The sequence below is a fragment of the Spirulina sp. CCY15215 genome (assembly GCF_016888125.1).
GTDB lineage: Bacteria > Cyanobacteriota > Cyanobacteriia > Cyanobacteriales > Spirulinaceae > CCY15215.
Window position 1 is genome coordinate 1 of record NZ_JACSWA010000179.1, and the last position, 281, is coordinate 281.

At 35.6% G+C, this 281-nt stretch carries 1 pseudogene; it reads left to right on the forward strand.

Features of this window, described 5'->3' with window-relative positions:
- Window positions 1-150: 150 nt before the first annotated feature.
- A pseudogene (locus JUI58_RS27505) lies at window positions 151-281 on the forward strand (RNA-guided endonuclease TnpB family protein); the annotation flags it as partial.

Below are 281 nucleotides of genomic sequence, written 5' to 3' on the forward strand. Positions count from 1 at the left end.
TAAACCCAAAAATAGAGAGTGAGAGTTAGCCATTGATTTTAATCAATGGTAGTCGAACGAGACGGGTTTTAACCCGTCAAGATATCAAGATATCTTAATAAAAGAAGGTATGTATTTTGTGGTAATCTAAAAACAAGGAGGTGATGCAAGATGTATGGATGTCAGCAACATTTAATTAAAGAGTCTTCAGAGATTATGTCGGTTCTCGAATATATCTGTTCGGAAGCCAATAAATTAACGAACTGCGGGATTTACTATTGCCGTCAAATGCTATTCAAAGC